The following is a 23184-nucleotide window of genomic DNA, read 5'->3' as shown; positions in this document are numbered from 1 at the left end:
CATATCCCGATCCGATTGGAATGGAGAACTAATGGGAATCCTCGAGAACAAGGCCCGGGCTCGGCTGTTCTACAAATACCTCTCGACGGTGTACGACCAGGTCAATCCCTTCATCTGGAACGAGGAGATGCGCGCCGAAGCCCTCGAATTACTCGAGTTCGAGGACGACATGACCGTTCTCGACGTCGGCTGTGGGACTGGGTTCGCGACCGAAGGCTTACTCGAACACGTCGACGAGGTCTACGGACTGGACCAGAGTCGCCACCAACTCGAGCAAGCCTACGAGAAGTTCGGCAAGCACGCTCCGCCGGTGCACTTCCATCGCGGCGACGCCGAGCGGCTCCCGTTTGCGACCGACACGTTCGATGTCGTCTGGTCGTCGGGCTCGATCGAGTACTGGCCGAACCCGATCCTCGCATTGCGGGAGTTTCGCCGCGTCTTGAAGCCTGGCGGTCAAGTACTGGTGGTCGGCCCGAACTACCCGGATAGCTTCCTCGCACAGCGTCTCGCCGACTCGATAATGTTGTTTTACGACGAGTACGAGGCCGACGCGATGTTCAAGCGTGCCGGCTTCGAGGACGTGAAACACGCTTTCATGGGCCCGTCCTACGAGCCAGATGTCGCGATCACGACGATCGGTCGCGCGCCGGAGTAGGCCCGTTCAGTTGGCTTCGAATCGCGTTTCTCCTCTCGTTTTACGTTGCCGTCGCCTCGAGTTCCGCGAGCAGTCGGCCGTCGGCAGCGACTGTCACCCGAACCGTGTCCCCGGACTCGATCGACGGCTCGTTGGTCCCGGCAACTGATAGACTCGCCCGTTCCCCGGTCCGCCAGTACGGTCCCGATTCACCGTTGAACGGACCACCAGGTGCACCGACGAACCCCTCCGCCCCGACGAACGGCACCGGCGGCTGGTGGGCAAGCTCCGTCCCGTCTACCGCGACCGTCAGCGACAGCTGGCGTACGTCGATCGCGTCGCCGGCGACGTGCTCGAGGACGATCTGCGATCGATCACCGTCCACGGATAGTTCGACCACCGCTGTGGGTGCCGGTGACTCGAGGGCCCACGAGGCCGCGCCGACGGCGAGGAGTACAGCTAAGCAGACGGTGATCGCAATAAGTACCAAGAGGCCGACGACTGGGCTGATTCCCGGTTCTCGCCCGATACCGGATTTGAGTGCCAAAAACAGTCGTTTCTCCATCGCTCCGACCTGGCCGCGCGATACTATATAAATAATCAGCGAACGGGATCAGGACGAACTCACGCGCTTTCAGCGGTCTCGCCGCTCTCGTTTGGGACGGTGACATCCATCGCTCCTGTTTCGGACTCGATGGTCAGTTCGTAGTCGTCAGCGGGGGGTACGATCCACAGGGAGCCGTCAGCTCGAGTCTGTCCGATCGATACTCCGTCGATCGAGACTGTTGCAGCAACCGGTTCGTCTACTGTTGTATCGGCGACGGTTAGCTCGACTGGCCCGTTCGCAGGCGTTTCGTTGAGCGTGAGCTCAAGACCGTCATCGACGTACGTCCTCTCGTTCGAGACGGGAAGCGTACTGAGTGAGAGCTCCTGTGCTTCCCGGTGGACCTCACCTGTGCCACCGTCGAAGTTGGCTACCAGATCTACGTCCTCGTGATCGATTCGAAGCCAGTAGAGGTTCTCCGCACCGTACTCGTGGAACAGGACGCGTCCACCATCGAGCGCATCGGCCCACGGGTAGTTTTCTATCGTCCGATCGAACCGCTCCGAGCGTTCATAGCGGCTAAACTGGTCGTCCTGGTCCGTATCCCGATGATCGAATCGAGTCGTCTCTACGACGTAGGTCCCGCCCTCGATCGTCGAGAGTTGGTAGCCCGTTTCCGACGTTTTAATCGACAGTTCGTCCGGCTCCCCCGTAAGAGTCTCCTCGGCTGCGAGACCCGAGAGGATCTGCGTCCGATGGAAGTCCAGCAGTCTCATATCCGAGTCGATAGGGAGGGAGTATCCGGGAACAGTGTCCGCTCTATCGTCGACATCCTCGAGTGCGCTTCCGATCGCTTCTGCTTCGTGATAATTTCGTAGTAGCGTCTGGAGGAGTTCGGTGTCCGACCGATCACCTTGCGCGTGAGCGCGAACCGCGTCGCGTTCTCGCTGTTCGAGAGCGGCTGCCCGGTCTTTCAGTTGTGCGTGTGCCGAATCGAGCATCTCTTCGCGCTCGGATGCGTTCGCTTCGCTGAACTCCCGTTCTAAGAGGACGTACTGGGTATGGTCCACTCTGAGAGCATCGTCAGCGCTAGCGAGCGTCGATCCGAGGCCGGATTCGTGCTCGGCGTATTCACTCCTCACTTCTCCCTCGAGTCCCAACCGATTCGTCGTGTTTTCGGCCTCGGTTGGCATCGAAGCCTGAGTGGTGAGGTGGGGGATCTCGTCGAGTTCACCGCTGGTTTCGCTTCCGGGAGTGGCCGCAACGACGGTTATTGCGGGTAGTGAACAGACGAGAAGTAACGCGAAGAAAGCGGGGATCGCGCTCTTCATCGAACCCCTATACGGGCTCCTGATATAAAAGGAAGTCGAACCGATTCATCCGGTATTACCATCCCAGTCGAACGTGTTCTGCCTCCGCGAGACGGTTTGTGGCCGAAGATAACGTTTTATTTTCGATGGAAAGTGTTTTTTCCCCCGGGAAACCACCCGTTGGTACGCATGCGGTTATCCACCGCCGTTACGCTTGCCCTGACAGTCCTCCTCGCTATCTCCGCTTTTGGGGCGGTGGCTGTGGCATCCTCGGTGCCAGCTCCTTCACAGCAGGCAACCGCTCCGGCGACGACGACCGACGATCGGTCCCACGAGGAACCCCTCCCGTTGTCCACTTCTGACCCGAGTCTAACCGAGCACCATCCGGAACTTCGAACTGCGGTTTCGCCGACAGCGGAGCAATCCCTGCTCGAGCCGGCCGATCCCCAACAGATAATCCGGTTGAACGTCACCGAGAGCGGCGATGTCTACTGGTCCTTCGAGAGCCGCTTTTTGATCACCGACGAGGCGGACGAAGAGACGTTCGAAGAGTTTGCCGAAGCGGTAACCGCGGGAGAACGTTCGGTAGGATACGAAGAACTGAGCTTTGACTCCGAACTCGAGGCGGCTGAAGCGGCGACCGACCGTCAAATGGCGATCGAAGACGCCGGCTGGGAAGAGTGGCGAGTCGAGCCGATCGACGACCCCGAGGCCGAGAATCTGGCGGGCGTAACCGAGAACGAAGACACGGACATCCGAGTCGGCGTGATCTCGTATTCGTTCGTCTGGGAAAACTTCGCCACGGTCGATGACGATCGGATCTACTTCGGCGATGCCTTCCAGTCCCCACAGGGAACGTGGTTCCCGACCCTTCCAGAAGACCAGCGACTCGTCGTCGAAGCGCCGCCCGGCTACGCCCTCGAAACGCCGACGAATCTCGTCTGGAACGGTCCCTACCAATTCGAAGAAGGGGAGCTCGAAATCGTATTCGTTCGTGGTCCCGTAGGCGTGTCTAGCCTCGTCTGGTATCTCTCCGGTGCACTCGCCTTTTTACTCACTGCAATCGTCGCTTACGCCCTTTACAGCCGGTATTATGCCAGTCGTGACTCCGATACCGACACTGACACCGGCACCGACTCGCCTGCCGACCCTATCATTTCCCGTATACCGCTTTTCCGCACGACCGAATCGGGAAGCGATCAGGCCGTTAGTACTGAGTCCTCGTCGTCCGCTGGAGTCACTGATTCCACTGGTGGGGACAACGACAGTAGTGCAGAGTCCGCCGACGGAGAAACCCGCGAACAGTTGCAGTTTCGAGAGGAGTTCGAGGAAGACATCGATCCCGAGCTGTTAGCCGACGAGGAACGTGTCCTCCGTCTTCTCAAGCAAAACGGCGGTCGAATGAAGCAGGCAAACATCGTCACGGAGACCGGCTGGTCGAACGCGAAAGTCTCACAACTGCTCTCGCAGATGGACGAAGACGGCGACATCGAGAAACTCCGGATCGGCCGCGAGAATCTAATCACGCTTCCCGATGTCGATCCGACGGAGATCGACTGACCGATCTCGATCGTCGCGGATCGTCCGGGCTCTTCGTTATGGTGAGTCTCGTTTTCTCCGCTTGCGCGGGTTTCGTTCGGACCTCACCGCTGACCCGTCGTGTTCAGTGCGGTAGGAGCTACGGGAGTATCTGAAGCCACAAACCGGCGATACGAATCTCCTCCGGTGTCGCTACGCAAGCGGCGTTCGTTCGACGACCTGTCCCTCGTAGTTCGGGTACTGCTCGACGATCTCCCCGTCCTCGAGGTCGCCTTCCTCGATCATCTCCTCGAGCAGCCACCAGGCGACTTCGACGTGGTTCGATTTGACGGTGTAGAACTCTTCGGGGACACCCAGTGTCTCGAATCGCTCGGGATCGGCGTGGGTTTTCCCGTAGACGAGGGTCCCATCGTCGGTGACGTCGTCGAACTCCCGGCGGACGTTGCGGGCCATGCGCTTCAGTCGTCGGCGGTGCTGGGCGGCGTCTTTGAACACGGACGTACAGAAGTAGACCTGCTCGTGGTCGCCCATCACGTCGAGGATCTCCTCGCGGGAGCCGTCGACGGCGCTCATGTGGTCTTCCTTGAGTTCGTACCCCTGTTCCTGCATCCGGCGGTAGTTACCTTGGGACATCTCGAACTCGTTGACGTTACAGAACTCGGCAGCACCTTCGTCGAGGAACTCGAGGAACTCCGCTTCGGCGCGGATGCCGGGGATTTCGAAGGCAGGGGTCAGGCCTTCTTCGCGGGCGATATAGAGGATGTCCTCCCACTCGGTGCCGTGGAGCTCACCCCACTGTTCGTACGGCGGGTGGAAGCGAATCTCGTCGAGGCCCGCTTCCGAGAGGCGGCGCATGTTTTCGCGGCCGCCGGTGATGCCGGTGTAGAGGTGGGTGTGATGGTCCTCGCCGAACTCGTCTTTGACGAGTTCGAGGTAGTGGCAGGTTCGATCCAGCGCCTCCTGGGGTTCGCCGCCGGTGATCGACGTGCCAAGCGCGTCCATTCGGTGTGCTTCCTCGAGAACGTCCTCGTCGCTCTCGACGCGTCGCTCGTTGGCGTAGACGTCGGTGACGTTCTTGCGATTCTCGCCAAGCGGACAGTAGAAGCAATCGCGCTGATCGCAGTAGCCGTAGACGAAAAGCACCATCTTGCCGCCCTTGGCGCACTGTTCACACCCCTTCGAGATCATTCGACCGTTCCTATCCGTCCGAGCCACAAAAGATGTGCGAAACGACCCGCCGAATGCGGGGTCGGGTCGCACGGATTCGCTGGTCCAGAAAAGGGAAATACCACGCCGTCCAACGACGAACCGATGCTGCTTGTCCTCTGTGTCGACCTCGACGACGACCTCGGTCGGAAGACCGAGTTCTCGACGCCGGTTATCGGTCGAGACTCCGTCGAGGAGGCTGCGATCGCTCTCGCGACCGCGGACCCGGAGGACTCCGACGTCAACGTCATCTTCCAGGGGTTGCACGTCTACGACGATTTCGTCGACCGCGACGAGAGCGTCGAGGTTGCGGTCGTCACCGGCAACGACGAGGGCGATGTCGCCGCCAACCGCGAAGTCGGCGACGAGGTCGACACGGTCCTCGCGAGCCTCTCGACCGCCGAGGACGTCACCGCCCTGGTCATCACCGACGGCGCACAGGACGAGTCGGTGATCCCCATCATCCGCTCGCGGGTCCCAATCGACGGCGTCCGCCGGGTCGTCGTCAGGCAGGCCCAGAACCTCGAGTCGATGTACTACACGATCAAACAGGTGTTGAACGACCCGGAGACACGCGGGACGGTCCTCATCCCGCTTGGTATCCTCCTGTTGATCTACCCGCTCGCGTTGATCGGGAGCGCCCTCGAGATGCCGGGATTCGTGCTGGGGACGACCTCGGCGTTGCTCGGGCTGTATCTCATCTCCCGGGGTCTGGGGCTCGGGGATCGACTCGATACCGCCGCCGAACGCGCTCGTCGGTCGCTGTATGCGGGTCGGACGACCCTGCTTGCCTACGTCGTGGCCGCTACACTGTTCGTCCTCGGCGGGGTCAGCGGCGTGAACGAACTCGAGGGCATCCAGGAGACGACGGCCGGCGATGTCGGCGTTCCGGTCATGCTCTCGGCGCTGGTTTACGGCTCGATCCAGTGGCTCGCCGCTGCGGGAGTCACGACCAGTCTGGGCCAGATCACCGACGAGTACATCGCCGGCTCCCTCGAGTGGCGCTACCTCAACGCCCCGTTCTACGTCGTCTCGATCGCGATCGTCCTTCATGCGGTCAGTGCGTACTTCCTCGGCGAGGTCGGGATCAGCTACCTCGCGACGGCGCTGACTGCGGGGACGCTGCTTGGGATCGTGAGTACGCTCGCGTTCGCGGTCGCGGAGTCGCGGTTTTCCGACTCGGAACAGGGGACTCGAGGACGGGAGAGACGGCGGAGTCGGGACCGTGACAGAAGCGGTGACCGAGAAAGAGCCCACAACCGGAACCGGAACCGGAACCGGAACCGTGACCACGACCGCGACACCGAGTCGGAAACCGACGGCCGACCGCCTGCAGAAGGGACGAGTTCGTAGCCCACTGTCTCGTCGTCGGAACGCCCCTCGCTTCGCCTTCGCTTTCGTCTCGCTACCGTTCCCGTTCGACCACGAACTCGGCTAACTCGAGCAGATACGCTTTCGCTTCGGGATCGGCGACATCGACCCGTTCGAGGGCATCGATCGCCCGATCGGCCTCCGATCTGGCGCGGGCGTTTGCCTCCGCTGGCGTGAGGTCAGTTACCTGTACGACCGACGGTCGTTCCATGGCGGCGTCGTGTCCCGTCGGTTTCCCGAGTTCCTCGGAATCGGCGACGGCGTCCAACACGTCGTCCCGAATCTGGAAGGCAACGCCGACCCGTTCGGCGTACTCGCCGAGGGCTTCGACGGTGAAGGGGTCCGAATCGGCAGCGATCGCGCCGAGTTCGGCGGCGGCGCGGAACAGTGCACCCGTCTTCCGTCGTGCGAGAGTCATATACTCCTCCTCGTTTTCCGGCTTGGCGGACAGCTCGGTCGCCTCGCCGATGCCGAGTTCGACCATCGCTTCGGCGACGACCTGCATGGCTCGAGGATCAGCGGAGAAGAGGTCGAACGCCTCGCCGAGTAGCCCATCACTCGTGATGATCGCCGGTCCGTGGCCGAACTCGGCCCAGGCGCTCGTGGTTCCTCGCCGGAGCTCCGATCGGTCGATGATGTCGTCGACGACCAGCGACGCGTTGTGGACGAGTTCGACACCGACGCCGAACTCGACCGCGTCCTCGGCGTTGCCGCCGACGGTTTCGCAAGCCAGTAGCGTCACTATCGGCCGGACGCGTTTCCCACCGGAGAGGGTAACGTGGCGAACTTCCTCGTTGAGCGTCTCGGGCTCGAGTCCGTCGACGACTTCGGTGAGGCGCTCTTCGATCAGCGCCCGACGGCGCTCGAGAAGTTCCATTACCCGGGCTTAGGAAGGGGTGAAAAAGTAGCTAACGGATCACGGTTTCCAGTTCGTGGTCGGTACTCTCGAACTGAACGCGGTCTGAAAGTGAAACTCGTTTTCGAGTCGGCGGAATCCGGGCCTGAGCCCGACCGATCCGACTACTGGAACCGTTCGGTCAGCGCCGGCACTACGTCGAACAGGTCGTCCGTGATCGCGTAGTCGGCGATGTCCATGATCGGGGCGTTCGGGTCCGTGTTGATCGCGACGATCGTATCGGAGCCTTTCATCCCGGCGACGTGCTGGACCGCGCCGGAGATACCGATCGCGACGTAGACGTCCGGCGTGACGACCTTTCCGGACTGGCCGACCTGCCGGTTCTTCGGGAGCCAGCCGTTGTCGACGATCGGGCGCGAGGCCGAGACGGTCGCATCCAGCGCGTCCGCCAGCTCCTCGATGATCTCGAGGTTCTCCTCCTCTTCGATACCACGGCCGACCGAGACGAGCACGTCGGCTTCGCCGATGTCGACGTCGCCACCGCCGACCTCTTCGAACCCGTTGACCGTCGTGCCCAGCGCGTCCTCGTCGACGTCGACATCGAAGGCCTCGATTGTGGCGTCGCCGGTTCCGTCCGCAGCCGGCCACTCGGCACCGCGGATCGTGACGACAGCCTGGCCCTCGAGTTCGGTCGTCGTCTCGACCTTGCCGCCGTACATCTCACGGGTGGCGGTCAGCGTGTCGCCGTCGGTCTCGAGGCCGACGGTGTCGGTAACCAGCGGGAGGCCGAGTTCGTTCGCGACTGCGGGGGCGTAGTCGAGCCCGTTGACGCTGTTGGGTGTCAACACGTACTGCGGGGCGAGGTCGTCGTACAGCTGGGTGACCGTCTGGGCGTAGACGCCGTGGTTGAACTCCTCGCCGTAGTCGACGGTGTGGATGGCATCGACGCCCTCGCGGTCGAGCTTCTCGGCGAACTCGTCGACGGTGCCGCTGATGACCGCCAGGTGGAGGTCGCCGCCGGTCTCGTCGGCGAGCTCACGGCCGGCGGTAATGATCTCGTAGCTGACATCGCGCAGGTCGCCGCGGCGGTGGTCCGCCACTGCCAGTACGTCACTCATGGTGCCACCCCCTTCTCCTCGAGGAGATCAGCGAGCTCTCCGGCGGTTTCTTCGGCGCTTCCCTCCCAAACGGTAACGTCGCTTTCGCTTTCGGGTTCGTACATGTCCGTCAGTTCGAGATCCGAGTCGACGACGGTTTCGTCGACGCCGACATCGGCGAGCGTCTGTACGTCGAGTGGCTTGCGCTGGGCCTGTCGGATACCACGCAGACTCGCGTATCGTGGCTCGTTGATCCCGGTCTGGATCGTCAGTACGGCCGGCAGCTCGACGTCGGTCAGCTCCTCGACACCGCCCTCGAGTTCGCGGCGGACGGAGGCGATGCCGTCATCGAGGTCGTGCTCGAGGTGGTTGACGACGGCGGCCCACTCGAACCCGAGCTCTTCGGCCAGCGAAACGCCGGTGGCACCCCAGCTGTCGTCGCCGGACTGGACGCCCGAGAGGACGAGGTCGGGGTCTTCTTCCTCGACGACGCCACGCAGGATCTCGGTCTTTGCCTCCACGTCGAGCAGGTCGACGTCCTCGAGGGCGTCGTCCCAGACGCGGACGGCGCGGTCAGCGCCTTTGGCCAGCGCCTGTCGGATGGTCTGTTCGCAGTCTTCGGGGCCGATAGTGACCGTGACGACTTCGTCGGCGATGCCGGCCTCCTGGAGCTGGACGGCTTCTTCGACGGCGTAGTCGTCCCACTCGTTGAGGTCGGCACCGAGGTACTGATCCGCGATTTCAGTACCCTCGATCTCGAACTCGTCTTCGACGGTCGCGACCTCTTTGACCGTAACGAGGATTTTCATCGTGTATCACTCACACGGCCCACCCGTAAACGTTTTCGAAACACTACTTTGCGGAGTCGTCGTTCATTTATCTGTTCCCCGCGTTTTCGATGTGTTCGACAGTTCGTGGATCGTCGCCTCTCGCCCTCGAGCGGCCGTTGGCGTGGGGACGGCCCGGAGAAAGACGGAAACGGTTTAACGCCGCCGGCGGTAGTACGGGCCATGGCAGACTGTCCGCTCGCCGACGATTGTCCGAGTTTCTCCGAACGGATCTCGGGAATGGGATGTCAACACTACGGCGACAGGGGTGGCAAAGAGTGGTGTAACCACTACAACCAACCGATCGAGGACCTGAAAACTCAGCCTGTCAAATCCGGCGAAGAGGTCGTCATCGACGTCGTCGACATGCACGAGAGCGGCGCTGGCGTCGGTCGAACCGACGACGGTTTCATCGTGATGGTCGACGGCCTCCTCCCGGAGGTCCGCGCCAGGGTCGAGATCACGGAAGTCCACAGCAACCACGCCCGTGCCGAGGAAGTCGAGCGGCTTCCAATGGACGGCGAGGAAGATATCGACGACTCCGACGAGGAAGACAGTACAGCCGACGACGGCGACGACGAGTCGGGAGCGGAAGCGGAAGAAGAGACGGAAGACGGTCCCGACAACGCCCGCGAACGGCTCGGCAGCCGCGAGAACTTCTGGGGCTCCTAAGGTTCCCAGCGGACAGTCACGATTGCGGTCCCGCAGCGTCGTCTTTGCGTTCCGTTGCGGACCCGGATTTCGCGTTTCGTTCCACGTCTCCGCCTGTCTCACGTCCTTGAGTCAGTCTTTACCAGTCCCGTGTCTCCGAACTCGTCTCCCCCGCCAGGGCCCGCGTGAGGTCGATGACGCGATGACGCAACGACTACGTACGCTCGCTACGAACCCGAACGCGACCCCCTATGTCACGGATTCGTCGTCTCCTCGGCGGGCTCTTCGCCAGCGTCGTCGGGATCGTCGTCATTGGAGTGATCGCGACCATCGTCTTCACCGTCACGATCTTCGTGGTCTCGACCGGCGCTGGGCTCGCCGGCTACGAACCGAGCGCGAACTACGTCGTCCTCTCTGCGGCGCTTATCGTCGTCGCGGTCATCCTCACCGGCGGGTTCACGCCCCGACTCTCCGGCGGTAGCGGCGACGAACAAGACGCCGGCGGGTTCGACGACCGGACGTTCAACTGACGACTCGCCTTCGTTTCTCGTTTCTCGTTCTTCGTTTCTCCTTTGGCCCGTCGAAACCGCTCGTTTTCGCCCCATCCCAACCCCTCGTTTCGTCGCCGGTACCGGAACGATTTCCTTTACCGCGCAACGAGTCGACAGACAACCATGTCCCGTTCCCTTTCGGACACGATCAGTGCGGTCGTCGCCGTATTTCGTCGTCGGCCCGGAGATATCCTGCCGCTGTACGTGCTCGGGGCCGCGATACCGGCCATTGCCCGCGCCGTTCCGTTTCTCGCCGCCGCCGTTGGCTACCTCTACCTCGAGACGACGGGCCGACTCGAGGCGGCGCGGGAGGAACTAGCTGGTATCGAGATGTCACCACCGGACCCGGAGGCCGACCCCGACGCGTTCGAGGCGTGGGTCGAGGAGTTCGTCCCGGTCGCCGAACAGTTGCTGACGGTTCCGACAGTCACACTCACCGTCGTATCGGTCCTCCTGTTCGTTCTCCTGTTGATCGTCCTCTTCCCGCTCGTCTCCGCGGCGCAGCTGTCGGCCTGCTACGGTCGGCTGCGTGACGAACGCGGTCTCGTCGCGGGTATCGCGGGCTCGCGACGATACGCCGGACGGTTCCTCGCGCTGTACATTCTCGAGTTCGTCCTCTGGATCTTCGTCATCGTCGGATTTGGTGCCGTTCTCGGCGCGCTCGTCGGTGTCTTCTCGCTTGCGGGTTTGCCGCTGGCCGGCGTGCTGGCGGCACTGCTCGTCGGACTGCTCGCCGTGGGCGTGCTCGCGGCTGTTCGGGCGCTGTTCGCGTTCGCGCCGGTCGCCGTCGTCGTCGACGATGCGGGCGTTTTCGGCTCGCTGTCCGCGACGACGTCGTTCATCCGCGCACAGCCGGTCGGGGCTGGATTCTACTACGTCGTCGCCGTCGTCTCGACGGTTGCACTCTCTTTGCTCACGGGACTGCTCGCACTGCTCGAGGCCGCTTCCATCGTGGCGGTGGTCTCTGTGTTCCTCCTGTTGCCCGCACTCGACCTGTTGAAGACGGCGATCTACTGCGATCATCGCGGCCGACTGACCCCGCCCGCGCCGCCGGAACGCTCGCTCCGGGAGCAGTTCAGCCGCGGCGTCGGCCGCGGCTGGGCCGAGATGCTGTCGTTCGTGCGTTCGACGCCGGTTACCCACGCCGTGGTGATCGTCCTCGCGGTCGGGAGCTTCTGGGCCGGCTGGCGGGCCGCTGCGCCGCTTGTCGGCGTCGAAGGGCTCGAGGCATCGATCGCGGCTCGTCTCGAGGGACACGTCCCGCCCGCCGCGGCACTCGAGTTCTTCGGCAACAACTGGATGGTCGCGTTGACGACGGCAGTAGGCGGCCTCGCGCTTGCGGTTCCGGCGATCGTCTCCCTGCTGTTCAACGGTATCTTCATCGGCGTGTACGGACGCCTCGAGGTCGAGCCGATGGAGTTTCTCGCGTTCGTAGTTCCCCACGGACTCTTCGAGATTCCCGCGATCCTGATCGCGAGCGCACTCGGCATCCGACTCGGCGTCGTCTTCTGGCGGGTGGTACGGGGACGGACCGGCCGAGTCGCGTTCGCCGATCGCCTCGAACAGGCCTTCTGGGTGTTGATCGGGGTCGGTGTCTTGCTTGCGATTGCAGCGTTCATCGAAGGGTTCGTCAGCCCGTACTACTATCAGCCGTTCCTCTAACGGCGACGTTCCGACTATCGGGCGAAATTCGACATGTTTGTCTCCGGCGAAATTCGACGTGTTTGCCGGACGGCTCCGTTCTTGTCGTGCGCCCAGACCGAACCAATAAAGGCCGACGGGTCCGTCGTAGCTGACATGACGACGAGGCTCGGAACGGCGAGTGCGGGGCCCGGCGAGGTCGATACGGGCCGTCTCGAGGTTGGCGAAACCAGAGACGGCTCCCCGTTCGGCCTCCCCGTCGCCGTCGTAAACGGTGCGAAGCCGGGGAAGACGCTCTACGTACAGGCGGTCAGCGACGGTGACGAACTCCACGGCGTCGGCGTCGTGCAACGCGTCGTCCCGCAACTCGATCCCGCCGAGATCGCAGGGACGATCCTGTTCGTCGGGATCGTCAACTACCACGCGTTCCAAGTCGCCGAACACCGCAATCCCATCGACGACACGAAAATGAACCGGGCCTACCCCGGCTCGGAGAACGGCACCTCGAGCGAGCGCATCGCCGCGGCGACGTTCGACGCGGCGACGCGAGCCGACCTGATTCTCGATCTCCACCAGGGCTCGACGAGTCGGATGATCGACGAAGTTCGCGTCCGCTGTGGCAAGCGCCACCGGCTCCACGACGACTGCCTCGAACTCGCGAAAGCCTTCGGCTGTGGCTACGTGCTCGATCAGAAAGGACCGGACGGCCAACTCGCGCGTGCGGCCCCGGACGAAGGAATCCCGACCGTCGACCCCGAGCTCGGCGGTGCCGTCGGCTGGGACGAAGAGAGCATCCGGAAAGGCGTCGACGGCGTCTTCAACGTCCTCAGCTACTACGACTTCCTCGAGGAACCGATCGAACTCGAGCGACAGACCCGTGCAAACGGGTTCGAACAGTACGGTGCCTCCTGTGGCGGCCTGGTCGACTTCGAGAAAGAGCTGGGCGACGAGGTCGCCCGAGGCGAGACGCTGTATCGTATCACGACGCCGTTCGGCGAGACGAAAGAGACCGTCACCGCCGACAGCGACGGTCTCCTCTGGCGAACGCGGCGACTCCCGCAGGTCGCCACCGGGGAGTACGTCTGCTCGCTCGGGACCGACCTCGACTCATACTGACCATACTGACATGACTGCCGATCTTACCTGCCCCGACTGCGGAAACACGTACGCCAGCGGCCCGGACGAACCGTGGCGCTGCGAGTGCGGTCGCGCCCTCCAGTTCACGGAACAACCGCTCCCAGCAGGCGATCCGCTTCCGCTGTCACAGCTCGACACCAGCGACGGCCTGTGGACGTTCTTCGAGTTCCTCCCGATCGAACCCCACGTCACCTTCCACGAAGGGTTCACGCCGCTGGTCGATGCCCCCGAGTGGGACGCACAGTTCAAACTCGAGTACGTCTTCCCGACGGGCTCGTTCAAGGACCGAGGCGCGACGACGACGCTCTCGCGAGCAGTCGAACTCGGCGTCGAGAAAGTCATCGAGGACTCCTCGGGCAACGCCGGCGCGGCGATCGCGACCTACGCGGCCCGTGCGGGCATCGATGCCGATATCTACGTTCCGGCGGATGTCAAACAGTCGAAACTGATGACTATCCAGCGGGCCGATGCCCGGCCGGTCCGAATCGAGGGGACCCGGGAGGCCGTCACGGACGCCTGCATCGAGGCCGTCGAAAACGGCGAGGGTTGGTACGCCAGCCACGCCTGGAACCCCGCCTTCTACGCGGGGACGATGACTTTCGCGTTCGAGGTCGCCGCCCAGCGAAACTGGACGGTTCCCGACGCGGTCGTGCTTCCGGTGGGTCACGGGACCCTCTTTCTCGGTGCCTACCAGGGCTTTGCCCGACTCAACCAGGCCGGTATCGTCGACGGGATGCCGAAACTGCTGGCCGGCCAGGCACAGGGGTACGCGCCGATCGTCGAGGAGTTCGAGGGTGGTATCGATTCCGACTCCGACTCCGACACCGACTCCGACCGTGACGGCGACCCAAGCGACATCGCGGACGGTATCCAGATTACCGAGCCCGCCCGCGACACCGAAATCCTCGAGGCTATCGAGGCAACCGGCGGGGATGCGATCGCCCTGAACGACGACGAGATCGAGACGGCGATCGATCGACTCCACCGCGGCGGGTTTTACGTCGAGCCGACGAGCGCGGTCGCCACCGCTGCGCTGTCTCGCTACCGGGAGGCAGGTGTCGTCGACCAAGACGACGACGTGGTCGTACCGCTGACGGGCAGCGGGTTGAAGACGCTTTGAGCCGTCAAGGGTCGGGGCTGCCGGCAGCCGCTGGAGTCCCTCTCAGCCGGTCGTCGTCCGAACCCGTCCCGGACGGCAGTCGCTCGGTCGTCGTTCCGGAACGGTTTGGCCGTCTGCGGTGTTGTGTCGCCCGGAGTAGGTGAGTCATCTGCGGTGGTGTATCAGGCCCGGAGACGGGTCTCGAGACTCGTTGACAAACAGCGGAAGTGACGGGGTTCGACGATTATAAACGATCGCCGGCAGCGGAAACATCGGAAAGAAGGGTTAAGTCGTTCGCCTGATACAGGCAACCTAATGAGCGAATTCACCTTCGAGCCTACGGGGAAAATATTCGCGGAGCGGGAAGCGTTACTCGAGGAGTGGACGCCAGAGAAACTCGTCGGTCGCGACCAGGAACTCAAGCAGTACCACGCCGCGTTACAACCCGTCATCGAGGGTGAAACTCCGTCGAACATCTTTCTGTATGGAAAGAGTGGCGTCGGAAAGACCGCAGCCACGCGATTTCTGCTCGGTCGGCTCGAGGAAAGTGCCGAGGACGTCGACGGGCTCGACCTCCACACCGTCGAGATCAACTGCGATGGCCTCAACTCGAGCTATCAGACCGCGGTCGCCCTCGTCAACGAGCTCCGGGACCCCGCAGACCAGATCTCCAACACGGGGTACCCGCAGGCCTCGGTCTACCAGTTCTTGTTCGACGAGATCGACGACCTCGGCGGAACTATCCTGATCGTCCTCGACGAGGTCGATCACATCGAAGACGACAGCCTCCTCTACAAGCTGCCCCGAGCCCGCTCGAACGGGGACATCGAACGTGCGCGACTCGGCGTTATCGGCATCTCGAACGATCTCAGCTTTCGGAACCACCTCAGCTCGAAAGTCCGCTCGAGTCTCTGTGAAAAAGAAGTCTCGTTCAGCGCGTACGACGCCCCGGAACTAATCGAAGTCCTCCGGCAGCGGGAGTCAGTCGCGTTCCGAGACGACGTCCTCGCGGACGGCGTCATCGAGATGTGTGCGGCGTACGGGGCCAAAGACTCCGGTGACGCCCGACAGGCACTCGATCTGCTGCTCGAGAGCGGCGATATTGCTCGGGAGGAAAACGTCGACCGTGTCACCGAAGACCACGTCAGCCGCGCTCGCGAACGGCTGCAAACGAACCAGGTGATAGAAGGGATCAGCAACTACTCGCGACACGGTCAACTCGTGCTCTGGGCACTGTGTTTGCTCGAGGAACGAGGAGAGACCCCCGCCCGAACGAGGGAAATCCGCGATCCCTACGAGGAGTTGTGCACACAGCGGGCGACCGATCCAGTGTCCGATCGCGCGGTGCGGGAGTATCTGGCCGAACTGGAGACGCTCGGGATTACTAACTCGACACAGCACAATCGCGGCAAAAGCGGCGGCAAGTACAAGGAACACGAGCTGAACCAGTCGCTCTCGAGTGTCAAAGCGGGACTGGAAGAGTTGATCGGTACCTCGCCGTAGGTCTCGTCGTGGAGCTTACCCCACCGCTTCCGCTGTTACTGGGGGATCGACCTGTTTGTACTCAATCACCATCTCCTCATATCCAACACTCGCCCTGCTCTATTCCAAGTGATTTACCCCGTCCCACCCCACCACTTCCGCTGTTACTGGGTGAGTGTCTGTCGTCGGTGGCCGTAGTTACTGCGGACGGACCCCACCAGTTCCGCTGTTACCGTACTGTTCCCGTGTTACCGTACTGTTCCCGTCGGCTGTCATCGTACTGTTCCCGTCGGCTGTCATCGTACTGTTCCCGTCGGCTGTCATCGTACTGTTCCCGTCCGCTGTTACCGTACCGTGTCTTCGTTATGTTAGAAAATAGCGGCTCTGTTGAAATCCTTAGTGAGTTACAGGTTCAGTCAGTAGTTTGAGTAGATGCAGACCCTCCCAAAGTCTCGGTTGCTCCGATTTGTTGAGGAAGCATTTCAGTTAGCGAAACGTGCCGTAGCTCGATACTCCTCGAAGTTCTCGAAACAGCGCTACACGCTCCATCAGCACATCGTTCTCCTCTGTCTCAAGGTTCGGAAGAACACGACCTATCGTACACTCCTCGACGAGCTCATCGAGATGCCCCATATCCGGAACGCAATCAATCTCACTGAACTGCCAGCCCCATCAACACTGTGCAAAGCGTTCGATAGACTCGATATGGCTGTCTGCGAGTGCTGCTCAATCTCTCTATTTCACTGTTCCCGACCAACGGCGTTGCGGGAATCGATGCTTCGGGATTCGACCGCAGCCACGCCTCAAAACACTACACGAAACGCGCCGAACTCACGATTCAGCAACTCAAAGTAACACTGCTCGTCGCTTCCAAAGTGAACGCAGTCCTTGATTTACACGTGACGACGAAGCGAAAACACGATAGCCAGATCGCTCCGTCGTTGATCAAACGGAACCCCGAGGCAATCGACATCTCGCTCGGGGACAAAGGCTACGACGACCAGAAAATCAGACGGCTTGCCCGTCAACACGAGATTCGTCCACTAATCAAGCATCGTGAGTTCACACCGCTTCACAAGGCATGGAACCTGTGAATGTGTGTCCCTCTTCTTTCCGGATGCAGTGAACGACGATATGAGTCTCGCGGGGAAGCCCGAGTCAGGCGAGCTTCCCCGCTCGTTTTCCCAACGCTTGTTTAGCTGCGTGTAGTGCGTTCTGAACGAAGTTAAGGAGGTCGATTGCCATATCTGTCTCCTCGGTTTCACTTTTGAGAAAAGATCATCGGTTAACCTCGACGCTGTCGTCCATTTTCAGTAGAGCCAAAATAGCCTTTTGTTACTACTGTAGTTCTGCTGTACCGTGGTCTACTACTGTTCTAGTGCTTACTATAAACGAGTAAGTTTAACTGTTGGTGGTGAAAACCGAAACCGTAGCACGTTCGTCACTGATCCAACCACCCTCTCGAGGGTGGAACACCGTCCCCTCCTAACAGCGGAACCGATGGGGTGGGAGGGACAACTGCACGCGACGCTATAGCAGCCACTGCACGTCAGTGCGCACCTGACCGCCAGACGGATCGGCGATCAGTGTGCAAATCGTTGCAGTTGTTCCTACAGTAGCACGAGGTGGACGACAGCACCGCCGACGCCGTGTGTCCGGACGGCAACAAAACGAAACCCGACATTCCTTTACTCCCGCCCTGAATACGAGCGGGTATGTTCCTCTCCCTACGCGCGGAGGTCGAGGACGCCCTCGAGGGGGCGCTCTCCGAACTCGACTTCCCCACCGACGACCTCGGGATCGAAGAACCGCCGGACGACGTCGACAGCGTCCTTGCCTCGAGTGTGGCGTTCCGACTCGCCAGCGAAGCGGGCGCGCCGCCGCCGCAGGTCGCCGGCCAGCTGGCAAACGAGATCGATGCCGACGAGCTGACCTACGTCGCCGAGGTACAGACACAGGGGCCGTACCTCAATTTCCTGCCCAGCGGGGCCTACCTCGCCGAGACTCTCGAGACCGCGACCGACGACGCCTACGGCGCACTCCCTGATCGGGATACCTCGGTCGTCGTCGAGCACACCAGCGCGAATCCGACGGGTCCGGTCCACGTCGGCCGCGCGCGGAACCCGATCATCGGCGACGCCGTCGCGAACCTGCTCGATTACGCGGGGTACGATGTCGACCGGCACTACTACGTCAACGACGCCGGCCGGCAGATGGCCGTCTTCACGTGGGCCTACGAGACCTTCGACGAGGACGACCTCGAGGACGGTCCCGAACGCGACCGCGTCGAGTACGACCTCGTCCGGTACTACCGGAAAGGCAACGCCTTCCTCGAGAACGGCCCCGACGAGGAGGTCGCCGAGGCCGAAGCCGAGATCGAGTCGATCATGCAGGGCCTAGAGGAAGGCGACGACGAGACCTACGAGCGGGTCAGCGAGGTCGTCGATCAGGTCTTGTCGGGGATGCGGGAGTGTCTCGAACGTCTGCCCGCTGTGTTCGACGAGTTCGTCAAGGAGACCCGGTTTATGCGAAACGGCGACACCGAGGAGCTGGTCGGACGGCTCAAAGACCTCGATGAGGCAGTCTACGAGGAAGACGCCTGGCAACTCGACCTCGACGAGCACGGCATCGACAAGAACCTCGTCTTCCTGCGCTCGGACGGCACCTCCCTGTACGCGACCCGCGACCTGGCCCACCACGAGTGGAAGTTCGACAACTACGACCGCGCGGTGACGGTGTTGGGGGAAGACCACAAACTGCAGGCCCGCCAGCTTCGGACCGCCCTCGAGTTACTGGGCAACGACACGAAGCCGCTCGAACAGGTCCTCTATTCGTACGTCAACCTGCCGGAGGGGAAAATGAGCACGCGGCGCGGGACCGGCGTCGACCTGGACGACCTGTTAGACGAAGCGATCGACCGTGCTCGACAGGAGGTCGAGGATCGGCTGGACGACCGGATTCGCGACGATGATCTGGACGACGAGGATGTCGAACGCATCGCCCATCAGGTCGGCATCGGCGCGGTTCGATACGATGTCGTCTCGAAACAGCCGACGAAAGCGATCACCTTCGAGTGGGATCGCGCGCTCGACTTCGAGGCCCAGTCGGCTCCGTACGTCCAGTACGTGCACGCGCGATGCTGTGGCATCCTCGAGGAAGCCGGCTTCGAACCCGACGCGATCGCTGCCGGCGAGATCAACGTCGCCAGCGACCTCGACGCGGACCTGCTCGGGACGGAGGCAGAACAGGGTCTGCTCGAGACGATCGGTCGGTTCCCCGCCGTCGTCGACGAAGCTGCCGACGACCTCGAGCCACACCAGATCGCGACGTTCACTCGGGAGTTCGCGGACCGATTCAATGCCTTTTACCGTGAGTGTCCGGTGCTGGCCGATGGTGTCGATCCGGAACTGCGGGAGGCCCGACTCGCGTTGGTTGCGGCCTCGAAGTACACAGTCGCGAACGCGCTGTCGATCCTCGGCGTAGCGGCACCGCGCTCGATGTAGCGTCGCTGCCGTCGACGCCGCTGCGTTTCCTCGTTTTGTGTGTTTCACTCCTTTCCCCTCTTTTTTCTGCTCTCCTCCCACTCTCCTCTCTTCCCACTCTCTTCCCCTCTCTTCCCCTCTCTTCCCCCTCTCTTCCCCTCTCTTCCCCTCTCTTCCCCTCTCTTCCCCTCTCTTCCCACTCTCTTCCCCTCTCTTCCCCTCTCTTCCCCTCCACTCTTCTCTTTCGAGGCCACCATTGGAACGAGGAACTACCCCGAGCGGATGCAAGTCGACGGCGACGGACGACACACGACACACGACACCCGACAGCCGTCGAAAAACAAAGACGAAAACGATGTCGTCCGACAGTTCTCCGCTCTCGTGGGACCGAGTCGCGAGCCCGCGAGGCGGGATTACTGGTCTTTCGACTCGAGGACTTTCTTGACGAACTCGTCGTCGGTGAGTTCGTCTTCGATAAAGTCGACGACCCATTGCACGTCGATGAATACGGCGAGCACGTGGTTGTCGTCGTGCTCGAGGACCCACTCGATCTCGCTGATCTCGGCTTTGAAGTGGTCTGTATCGCTCACCGCGGCCGCGATGTCGTATCCGACCGTCTCGAGTTCCTTCGAGAGGACGTCAGGATCGGTCGTGTCGGTCTGGGTGACGACGTAGAGGCGGTCGTCGTCGCGATCGATGTCCATGATCGACATCACGTCGCTGTCCGCCTCGAGGTCGTCGTCGAAGCCGGGGACCTCGTCGTGGTCGTCATCGTCGTCATCGTCGTCATCGTCGTCGTACCCGTCGTCATCGTAGCCGCCGTCATCGTCGTCGTACCCGTCGTCGCCGTCGTCGGGGTCTTCGTCGCCGGTTTCGGTGCTTGAGCAGCCCGCAAGCGCGGTTGCGAGCGCGGCTCCACTGCCGAGGAGGATCTTACGTCGCTCCATGCTCGAGCGGTCGAGAGACTTCGGGATTAGTAATTAGCTCGTACTGTCATCGTCGCTGACGAACGCTCCCTCTGCGGAGGAGAAGCCATAACGAGCAGTATTATGGGATATGAGGTGACGATCGGAACGGTTCACAGCTCGTTCACGAACGCTTACCAGTCACGTCGGCGTACGGTCCCGATAGGTCGACCGTCCGGAACGGGTGGTAGCCATGGCTTTCGACCAGTTTCGGTATCTCGAGGGCCGAACAGTCCGTTACAGGCAGTGCCTATTCAGCGAACCGACGACGGTCGCCGTCGAGGGGAGATACTGAGACGGTTTCCTGTCCGTCAGTTCCGGTGCAACCGCGACTCGGACTTGAGTTCACCGGGACATCGGTACAGCAATCCGTATGAGACCAGTCGTGAGGAGACCGAATTCAAGAGTCGGATTCGGCTTCCGTGATCGCGCTCGAGACCTCGTCGTGTGCCGCTTCGCGATCGTGAGTCCCATCCTGGTCGTCGCCTGTCGCTCCGTCGTCTTCGCGTTCGCTGTCGCTGTCGCTCTCGCTCCGGCGACGGGCTCGCTCCTCGAGATCGATACCGGCAAGATCGGCGGCGATCCGTCGGTAGGCAGTCGCGGCCGGGCCCTCGGGATCGTAGACGACCAGCGGGGTGCCGGCGTAGACGCTCTCACGCGCCGAGGAGTCGTTGGGGACAGCGCCCATCAGCGGGATGTCGAGCTGGGCGGCGATTTCTTCGTAGGAAACGTCGCTGTCCGCGTGCGTGCGGGTGACGATCAGTCCCTCGACCGCGCCGCCGGCGCGGTCGGTCAGCTCGATCGTCTTCCGGGAGTCCTGGACCGCCGCGGGTTCGGGAGTCGAGACGATCAGGACCCCGTCGGCGAGCCCGAGGGGGAGCACGGTTTCGTGGCTGATGCCTGCGCCCACGTCGAGAAAGACGAAATCGTAGGCGTCCCGCAGTTCGGCGACTACGTCACGAAGCCCTTCGGGGGAGGCCTTCGCGTAGTCGTCCAGTCCCGTCCCGCTGGGGACGGCGACGATGTTGTCCGCCAGTCGGTAGGTAGCGTCTTCGATCGATGCATCGTTGGTCAACACGTCGTGTAACGTCGTCGCGTCGGGCGAGAGACTCACGAACCCGGCGAGGTTCGCCATGCCGAGATCGACGTCGACGACGGCGACGCGCTCGCCCGCTTGAGCGAGTGCTGTGCCGAGGTTCACCGTCGTCGTCGTCTTCCCGACGCCGCCCTTCCCGCTCGCGATGGCGTACACCGTCTCTTGAGACATACTCAGTTACTGTCCGAACCGACGAACGGCAACACCTTAAATCGTCACCTCGCGTCCGGAGGAGACGATTGGGAAAACAAGTCGAGTCGATCCGGTTGCCGTCACGGACTGTTACGCGCTCGTCGGCGTGTCAAAGAATACTTAGCCGCAGCACCGTTTTGTACGCCCAATGAGCCAGGAGGGCGAACAAGAGCATTCCGACCGGAAAAAGTACGAGTTCCGGAAGGTTATCGAGGATCTCAAGGACTACGAAGGGTCCGGTACGCAACTCGTTTCGATCTACGTTCCTGAAGATAGACAGGTCAGCGACGTCGTCCAACACGTCACTCAGGAGCACAGCGAGGCGGCCAACATCAAATCCAAACAGACGCGAACGGCCGTTCAGGACGCGCTTACCAGCATCAAGGATCGGCTTCGGTACTACGACACCTACCCACCAGAGAACGGGATGGTGCTTTTCTCCGGTGCCGTCGACTCCGGAGGCGGCCGCACCGAGATGGTCACCCGCGTCCTCGAGAGTCCGCCCCAACCCGTCCAGTCGTTCCGGTATCACTGCGACTCGGACTTCCTGACGGAGCCACTCGAAGAGATGATGGCGGACAAGGGCCTCTACGGCCTGATCGTCCTCGACCGGCGCGAGGCCAACGTCGGCTGGCTGAAGGGCAAACGCGTCGAACCCGTCAAGTCCGCGTCCTCGCTGGTCCCGGGCAAGCAGCGCAAAGGTGGCCAGTCTGCCCAGCGATTCGCCCGCCTGCGACTCGAGGCGATCGACAACTTCTACCAGGAAGTCGCCGGCATGGCGAACGACCTGTTCGTCGCCAAGCGCCACGAACTCGATGGGATCCTCGTGGGTGGTCCCTCGCCGACCAAAGACGAGTTTCTGGACGGCGACTATCTCCATCACGAGATTCAGGACAACGTAATCGGCAAGTTCGACGTCGCCTACACCGACGAATCGGGGCTGTACGACCTCGTCGACAACGCCGAGGACGCACTGGCCGACGCCGAGGTGATGAAAGACAAAAAGCAGATGGAGGAGTTCTTCCAGGAACTCAACGCTGGCGACCTCGCGACCTACGGGTTCGAGCAGACCCGACAGAACCTGATGATGGGCGCAGTCGACCGTCTGCTAATCAGCGAGGACCTCCGGAAAGACGTCGTCACCTACGACTGTGAGGAGTGTGGCAACACCGATCGTGAGGTCATCGACCGACGCAAGGCGACGCCGGACCACTCCTGTAGGGACTGTGGCACCGAGATCGAGGCAACCGAAGACGACCGCGAGGACGCGATCGACCACCTCATCGAGATCGCCGAACAGCGTGGCACCGAGACGAAGTTCATCTCGACCGACTTCGAGAAGGGCGAACAGCTGTACAACGCGTTCGGCGGGTTCGCCGGTATTTTGCGGTACTCGACGGGCGTCTAACGGGCCCGGCCTTCCTCCTGGCTCTCCTCGCCGCTCTGCTCCCGTGTGGGTTTCGGGACTCACGTTCGACCCTGTCTCTTATACACATCTCTGAGC

20 protein-coding genes and 1 pseudogene are annotated in these 23184 nt (G+C 62.1%); 12 read left to right on the top strand and 9 right to left on the bottom strand.

All coding sequences use genetic code 11. The annotated features are described in order from the left end of the window. The first annotated feature begins 31 nt into the window (after positions 1-31). A complete protein-coding gene (locus tag C446_RS14060; RefSeq protein WP_006673795.1) occupies positions 32-655 on the top strand; it encodes a methyltransferase domain-containing protein in 624 nt (207 codons plus the stop codon). 40 nt (positions 656-695) lie between these two features. Here the strand turns inward: C446_RS14060 and C446_RS14055 are convergent, their stop codons facing one another. Both C446_RS14055 and C446_RS14050 read right to left on the bottom strand, forming a co-directional pair. After that, on the bottom strand, positions 696-1199 hold the full coding sequence (locus C446_RS14055) for a type IV pilin (protein WP_006673794.1): 504 nt from the start codon (positions 1197-1199) through the stop codon (positions 696-698). A 59-nt stretch (positions 1200-1258) separates the two neighbouring features. Further along, positions 1259-2509, bottom strand: coding sequence for a DUF7096 domain-containing protein (locus C446_RS14050; RefSeq protein WP_006673793.1), 1251 nt, complete (start codon positions 2507-2509; stop codon positions 1259-1261). Between the two features lie 252 nt (positions 2510-2761). Between C446_RS14050 and C446_RS14045 the strand changes: the two genes are divergently transcribed. Then, positions 2762-4048 (top strand): helix-turn-helix transcriptional regulator, encoded by a 1287-nt coding sequence (locus tag C446_RS14045; RefSeq protein WP_006673792.1) that lies wholly within the window; start codon positions 2762-2764, stop codon positions 4046-4048. Positions 4049-4219: 171 nt separating this feature from the next. Here C446_RS14045 and C446_RS14040 read toward each other — a convergent pair whose 3' ends face one another. Beyond that, positions 4220-5215, bottom strand: a complete 996-nt coding sequence (locus C446_RS14040) for a radical SAM protein (RefSeq protein WP_006673791.1) — start codon at positions 5213-5215, stop codon at positions 4220-4222. 123 nt (positions 5216-5338) lie between these two features. On the opposite strand from C446_RS14040, the gene C446_RS14035 reads away from it, so the two are divergent. Continuing rightward, complete coding sequence (locus C446_RS14035; RefSeq protein ID WP_006673790.1) at positions 5339-6586, top strand: DUF373 family protein; 1248 nt, start codon at positions 5339-5341, stop codon at positions 6584-6586. A gap of 52 nt (positions 6587-6638) precedes the next feature. Here the strand turns inward: C446_RS14035 and C446_RS14030 are convergent, their stop codons facing one another. The 3 genes from C446_RS14030 to C446_RS14020 form a co-directional block, all read right to left on the bottom strand. Continuing rightward, positions 6639-7481: a polyprenyl synthetase family protein gene (locus C446_RS14030; RefSeq protein WP_006673789.1), complete on the bottom strand. Its 843-nt coding sequence runs from the start codon at positions 7479-7481 to the stop codon at positions 6639-6641. A 143-nt stretch (positions 7482-7624) separates the two neighbouring features. Beyond that, the gene (locus tag C446_RS14025) at positions 7625-8578 is read right to left on the bottom strand and encodes an electron transfer flavoprotein subunit alpha/FixB family protein (RefSeq protein WP_006673788.1); all 954 of its coding nucleotides are present in this window, start codon (positions 8576-8578) and stop codon (positions 7625-7627) included. Then, positions 8575-9366, bottom strand: coding sequence for an electron transfer flavoprotein subunit beta/FixA family protein (locus C446_RS14020; protein ID WP_006673787.1), 792 nt, complete (start codon positions 9364-9366; stop codon positions 8575-8577). The genes C446_RS14025 and C446_RS14020 overlap by 4 nt, the downstream gene beginning before the upstream one ends. Before the next feature lie 201 nt (positions 9367-9567). On the opposite strand from C446_RS14020, the gene C446_RS14015 reads away from it, so the two are divergent. The 8 genes and pseudogenes from C446_RS14015 (at position 9568) to argS (ending at position 19448) form a co-directional block, all read left to right on the top strand. Then, entirely contained in the window at positions 9568-10056 is a 489-nt protein-coding gene (locus tag C446_RS14015; protein ID WP_006673786.1) for a TRAM domain-containing protein, read from the top strand. Between the two features lie 230 nt (positions 10057-10286). Continuing rightward, positions 10287-10565, top strand: coding sequence for a hypothetical protein (locus tag C446_RS14010; RefSeq protein ID WP_006673785.1), 279 nt, complete (start codon positions 10287-10289; stop codon positions 10563-10565). A 144-nt stretch (positions 10566-10709) separates the two neighbouring features. Then, positions 10710-12248 (top strand): stage II sporulation protein M, encoded by a 1539-nt coding sequence (locus tag C446_RS14005; RefSeq protein ID WP_006673784.1) that lies wholly within the window; start codon positions 10710-10712, stop codon positions 12246-12248. A gap of 135 nt (positions 12249-12383) precedes the next feature. Continuing rightward, the gene (locus tag C446_RS14000; RefSeq protein WP_006673783.1) at positions 12384-13343 is read left to right on the top strand and encodes a succinylglutamate desuccinylase/aspartoacylase family protein; all 960 of its coding nucleotides are present in this window, start codon (positions 12384-12386) and stop codon (positions 13341-13343) included. A gap of 10 nt (positions 13344-13353) precedes the next feature. Then, positions 13354-14484 (top strand): pyridoxal-phosphate dependent enzyme, encoded by a 1131-nt coding sequence (locus tag C446_RS13995; protein WP_006673782.1) that lies wholly within the window; start codon positions 13354-13356, stop codon positions 14482-14484. Positions 14485-14778: 294 nt separating this feature from the next. After that, complete coding sequence (locus C446_RS13990; RefSeq protein WP_006673781.1) at positions 14779-15966, top strand: orc1/cdc6 family replication initiation protein; 1188 nt, start codon at positions 14779-14781, stop codon at positions 15964-15966. 411 nt (positions 15967-16377) lie between these two features. Continuing rightward, positions 16378-17033 (top strand): annotated as a pseudogene (locus C446_RS13985) (IS5 family transposase); the annotation flags it as partial. A gap of 627 nt (positions 17034-17660) precedes the next feature. Further along, positions 17661-19448, top strand: a complete 1788-nt coding sequence (gene argS, locus C446_RS13980) for an arginine--tRNA ligase (RefSeq protein ID WP_006673779.1) — start codon at positions 17661-17663, stop codon at positions 19446-19448. Between the two features lie 44 nt (positions 19449-19492). Here the strand turns inward: argS and C446_RS18850 are convergent, their stop codons facing one another. From C446_RS18850 to minD, 3 genes are all read right to left on the bottom strand, one after another. Next, positions 19493-19684, bottom strand: a complete 192-nt coding sequence (locus C446_RS18850) for a hypothetical protein (RefSeq protein ID WP_152419445.1) — start codon at positions 19682-19684, stop codon at positions 19493-19495. Between the two features lie 156 nt (positions 19685-19840). Continuing rightward, entirely contained in the window at positions 19841-20374 is a 534-nt protein-coding gene (locus tag C446_RS13975; protein ID WP_006673778.1) for a hypothetical protein, read from the bottom strand. Between the two features lie 418 nt (positions 20375-20792). Further along, positions 20793-21659 (bottom strand): MinD/ParA family ATP-binding protein, encoded by an 867-nt coding sequence (gene minD / locus C446_RS13970; protein ID WP_006673777.1) that lies wholly within the window; start codon positions 21657-21659, stop codon positions 20793-20795. A 169-nt stretch (positions 21660-21828) separates the two neighbouring features. Between minD and prf1 the strand changes: the two genes are divergently transcribed. Beyond that, positions 21829-23088 (top strand): peptide chain release factor aRF-1, encoded by a 1260-nt coding sequence (gene prf1, locus C446_RS13965; protein WP_006673776.1) that lies wholly within the window; start codon positions 21829-21831, stop codon positions 23086-23088. Positions 23089-23184: the final 96 nt, after the last annotated feature.

It is taken from the genome of Halobiforma nitratireducens JCM 10879, from assembly GCF_000337895.1.
GTDB classification, from domain to species: Archaea; Halobacteriota; Halobacteria; order Halobacteriales; family Natrialbaceae; genus Natronobacterium; species Natronobacterium nitratireducens.
This window is presented reverse-complemented; position numbering and strand designations above follow the sequence as displayed.